The sequence below is a fragment of the Actinoallomurus sp. NPDC050550 genome (genome assembly GCF_040655075.1).
GTDB lineage: Bacteria > Actinomycetota > Actinomycetes > Streptosporangiales > Streptosporangiaceae > Actinoallomurus.
Map to the genome: position 1 here is coordinate 1 of NZ_JBFAJC010000128.1, position 4,813 is coordinate 4,813.

Annotated in this window: 3 protein-coding genes and 1 pseudogene; 2 read left to right on the top strand and 2 right to left on the bottom strand. The window is 72.2% G+C overall.

Features of this window, described 5'->3' with window-relative positions:
* Together AB0I04_RS54865 and AB0I04_RS54870 are read left to right on the top strand one after the other, a co-directional pair.
* Positions 1–747, top strand: a pseudogene (locus AB0I04_RS54865) (benzoyl-CoA 2,3-epoxidase subunit BoxB); the annotation flags it as partial.
* Positions 748–765: 18 nt separating this feature from the next.
* Positions 766–2,352, top strand: a complete 1,587-nt coding sequence (locus tag AB0I04_RS54870; protein ID WP_360904937.1) for a benzoate-CoA ligase family protein — start codon at positions 766–768, stop codon at positions 2,350–2,352.
* Positions 2,353–2,385: 33 nt separating this feature from the next.
* Here AB0I04_RS54870 and AB0I04_RS54875 read toward each other — a convergent pair whose 3' ends face one another.
* Entirely contained in the window at positions 2,386–3,294 is a 909-nt protein-coding gene (locus tag AB0I04_RS54875) for a hypothetical protein (RefSeq protein ID WP_360904940.1), read from the bottom strand.
* Entirely contained in the window at positions 3,291–4,706 is a 1,416-nt protein-coding gene (locus AB0I04_RS54880) for an AMP-binding protein (protein ID WP_360904943.1), read from the bottom strand. Before AB0I04_RS54880 ends, AB0I04_RS54875 begins: the two co-directional genes overlap by 4 nt.
* Positions 4,707–4,813: the final 107 nt, after the last annotated feature.

Genomic DNA, 4,813 nt, shown 5'->3' on the forward strand with positions numbered 1-4,813 from the left:
AAGGAGAGCGGCTTCGACCCGCTGTCACGCACGTGTGAGTTCATGCTGAAGGAAGAGGCCCACCACATGTTCGTGGGCACCACCGGCATCGACCGCGTCGTGGGCCGCACCGCGCGGCTCATGGTCGAGCACGACACCGACGACGCCGGGCCGCACGGCGCGATCCCCTTCAATGTCATCCAGAAGTACCTGAACTTCCACTACTCGGTGTCGCTGGACCTGTTCGGCGGGGAGACCTCGACGAACGTCGCGAACTACTTCTCCGCCGGGCTGAAGGGCCGCTGGCAGGAGGAGCGGCGCAAGGACGACCACCGGCTCACGGACCGGGGCGCGCACGTCGACGCGATCATGGACGGCGAGCTGTCCACGGTGGAGGTGGAGGCGCTGACCGCGCTCAACACCGACCTGCGCAACGAGTACATCGCCGACTGCGAGAGCGGCGTGAAGCGCTGGAACCGCATCCTGGCCGATTCCGGCCTCCCCCACCGGCTGCGCCTGCCGCACCGCGGGTTCAACCGGTACGTCGGCGCGTTCGCGAAGGTCAACGTCGCACCCGACGGCGAGCCGTTGTCGGACGAGGAGTGGGCGGCACGCAAGGACGCCTGGCTCCCGACCGAGACGGACAAGGCGTTCGTCTCTTCTCTCATGCGGCCCGTGTACGAGCCCGGTAAGATCGCCAGCTGGTTGGAGCCGCCGCGGAACGGCATCAACGGCAAGCCGTTCGAGTACGAGTACGTCCACCTCTGATCGAGGGCGTGAGTCCGGGTGTTCAACGCCAGCACGTATCTCGTCGACCGGCACGTCGAGGCCGGGAACGGCGACCGCATCGCGATCACCGGACCGGGCGGCACGCTGACCTACGCGCGGTTGCTGGGCCGGATCCTCCGTACGGCCTCCGGTCTGCGCGAGCTCGGCGTACGGCCCGAGGAGCGGGTCATGCTGTCGATGGTCGACGGCCCGGACCTGCTCACGCTGATCCTCGCGACGATGCGCGTCGGCGCGGTGCCGGTTCCGGTCTCCACGATGCTGACCGCCAAGGACCTGGCCGAGCTGCTGCGCGACTCGCGGGCGCGGGTCCTGGCCGCGAGCCCGGAGTTCGCCGCGTCCGCCGAGGAGGCCGCGCAGTCCGCGCCGGAGCTCGCCGCGTTCATCCTCAGCGGCCCCGACGCGCCGCGCCCGCCCGCCTGGGCGGCAGGCCACCGGCTCGACGAGGTCGCCGGTGACGAGGGAGGCGGCGACCCGTACGACACGCACCCGGACTCCAGCGCGCTGTGGCTCTACACCTCCGGGACGACCGGTCTGCCGAAGGCCGCCGTGCACCGGCACGCCTCGATCCGGTCCGTCGCCGAGACGTACGGCACGCAGGTGCTCGGCGTCCGGCCGGAGGACCGGTGCCTGTCGGTGCCGAAGCTCTTCTTCGCGTACGGCATCGGCAACGCCTGCTTCTTCCCGCTCGCCGCCGGGGCGTCCGCCGTGCTGGAGCCGGGCCGCCCGACGCCGGCGCTGATCGCCGAGCGGGTCGAGCGGGAGCGCCCGACTCTGTTCTTCGGCGTGCCGACCTTCTACGCCGCGCTGCTCGCGGCCGAGCTTCCGGCCGAGACGTTCGCGCCGGTCCGCGCGGCGGTGTCGGCGGGCGAGCCGCTGCCCGCGCCGATCTTCCGGAGGTTCGCCGAGCGGTTCGGCGTGGAGATCCTGGACGGCATCGGTGCGACCGAGGCGCTGCACATCTTCATCTCCAACCGCGCGGGCCAGGTCCGGCCGGGCAGCAGCGGCCTGCCGGTGCCCGGGTACGACGTGCGCGTCGTCGACGACGCGGGCGCCGACGTCCCCCTCGGAACGCCCGGTCACCTGCTCGTGCGCGGCGACTCGATCGCCACCGGCTACTGGTGCCGTACGGCGGTCACCCGGCAGGTGTTCCAGGGCGAGTGGCTGCGCACCGGCGACACCTACGTCCGCGACGAGGACGGGTCGTACCGGTTCCTCGGCCGGTCCAACGACATGATCAAGGCCGGCGGGATCTGGGTGTCCCCGAGCGAGGTCGAGGCGCGGCTGCTGGAGCATCCCGACGTCGCCCAGGCGGCGGTGGTCGCGCTGCCGGACGGCGACGGCCTGGACAAGCCCGTCGCCGCCGTCGTCCGCGCGCCCGGCACCGCCGTCACCACCGAGGAGATCATCGCGTTCTGCCGCGACGGGCTCGCGTCGTTCAAACGGCCGCGCGCGGTGCACTTCGTCGAGTCCCTGCCGACGACGGCGACCGGGAAGATCCAGCGCTACCTCGTCCGCGAGCGGCTCGACGGCCTCGCTCCCCCGGCCGACGCCGGACGCGACCTCCTCGACGAGACCCGATCCTGACCAACGGCCTCTGCCCACGTATCGCGCGAACGGTCAGGCGGCGGGCTCCACGGCGCCCGCCATGGCGGGCGTGGGCCGGGCCTCGGCAGGGGCGAGGTAGTCCCGCATCCGGCGCTCCGGACCGTGCCGCCGCAGCACGAGGTAGCCGATGAACGCCGCCGGCGCGAAGCACACCTGGGCGGGGATGAGCGAGGGAGTGTGCCCGGTCAGCCAGCCGATGACGGGCGGGGCCACCGCCGGCGCGAGTGCCCCGAAGACGACCACCAACGGCAGCGCCGTCCGCAGTCCGGCCGCGCCGTACGCCTTGTACGCCGCCGTGGTGAACAAGGCGTACGCCAGGAGGTCGCCCATGCCGATCACGGCACCGAGGTCGCCGATGCGGAGCCCGGCTGAGGGAGCGAACGGATACCCCTGGATGGCGTCCGCGAGTCGCTGGGTGAGCGGCAGCACCGTGGCGAACGTCAGGTCGTACGCTCCGAGGAGCAGGACGAACCACGCGATGTTCCGCAGCCGCATGCCGCCCTGGACGTTCAGGTTCGTGGCGGAGACGACGATGAGCCCGACGACGCAGCTGTTGGCCAGCCAGTAGACGGGCGAGTTTCCGCCGAGCAGCAGCCGGCTCGTGAAGTCGGTCGCGAGGAGCGCGAGGATCGCGCTCCACCGGAGGAGATTCCGGGCGACGACCGGCTGATAGCCCACCGTGAGCCCACCGGCGAAGACCAGGCACAGCACGACCGGGAGGGCCGCACCCGGGAGCGCGAGGTAGAGGAACGGGAGGGCGAGGACGAAGCCCATCATCACGGCGATGTCTCGGCCGTTGAACGTACCCACCGGCGGGCGCGGCACGCGGACCTTGCGGAAGTACAGCACCGCGCCCAGCGGCACCGCCAGCGCGAACGCGGAGTTGACACCCGCCAGGTAGAGCGTCTGCACGGCGCTCATGCCGCACCCCGCACGAAGGTCTTCTCCTCCAGGTCGCAACGCAGCGGGCACAGCGCGCGGGCCTCGTCGGGCCCGAGGCGTACGACCTCCGCGACGGCGTCGATCCCCCGGGTGCCCAGCCGCTCGGTGACGTCCACCGGGGACGCATGCTCGGAGACGACCGTGACGTGCAGCTTCCCGTCCACGACCTGGGCACGGTGGCGCACCGGCCACTCCGCGCCCGGCAGTTCGTCGAGGGCTTCGATGATGTCGCGGGGGGTGACCAGGCCCGCCGCCGTGTCGAGCAGCCGGTTCGCCTTGCCGAGGACCTGTGAGACGGCGGGAATACCGGCCAGCTCGCAGTCGAGTCGTTCGGGGAGCGCCCGTACGACGTCGCGGGTGTCGTAGCGGAAGACCGGCATGCACTCGCGGTAGGGGAAATATGGGGTGACGGTGAGCGTGCCGAGCCGACCGGGTTCGGCCGGCTCCCCGGTCTCGAGGTCGAGCACCTCGGTGTACCCCATGTTCGGATCCGGGTGCAGGTGGTGGCGGCGGCAGATCCGGCCGCCGACCGGGAGCGTCTCCGTCATCCCGTAGGCGTCGCCGACCTGGTCCACACCGAACGTCTCGCGCGCCGCCTGTGCGAGCGCGGGCGACAAGACCTCCCCGCCGAGGAACACTCCGCGCAGCCGGAAGTCGGCCGGGCCGAGACCGCGGCGGCGCGCCGCGGACACCATCTGGGCGATGTAGCTGGGGTAGGCACTGATCAGCGTGGGCGTGACCCCGGCGGTGTCCAGCAGGTGATCAAGGGATTCATCCGGCGGCACCTGACCGACCACCCGGGTCGCCGCGCCGGCCAGCCGGAAGACCTCGATGTCCTCCTGCACCGCGGCCGTCGCCCGGGAACTGATGTTGATCTGCATGCAGTCGCCGGGCCGGGCCTCGCCGCGCAGTACCAGCGACAGGGCTATCAGCGCGGGCCACAGCTCGATCTCGTAGCGGGACAGCCAGACCCGGGCGGGCGCTCCGGTCGTGCCGGTGGTCTGGGTGACGATCTGGGGTTCGCCGCAGATGAAGTCGCGCGGCCGGGCCACCAGATCCGCCTTGCGGGTGACCGGGATGTTCCGCAGCGAGTCCGGGGTCAGCGCGCCCGGCTCGACGCCCGCCGCCTCGAACAGCTCCTGGTAGAAGACGGACCGCCGCGCCAACCGGCGCGCGGTACGTTGCAGCGCGCGGGTCTGCAGGTCCCGGCGTTCGGCCGGGTCGGCGAACGGGCCGTCGATCAGCTGCTCGACGTCGTCACCCGGCGAGCCGAACTCCTCGATCGTCGCGAGCGCGTCCTCGACGAGCCGCTCGACCAGCCGTGGGTTGATGGGCCGCCCCAGGACCATGGCCAGCGCCACCCGCACCTGGCGAATCCCGGCCTCGAGCACCTGATCTCCTAAGAGCGTCAGCGGGGGGAAGGAGTGGCGGGGGGGGGGGGGGGGGGGCCCCCCCCCCCCCGGGGGCCGGGGGGGGCGAGGGGGCGCGGCGGAGAGCA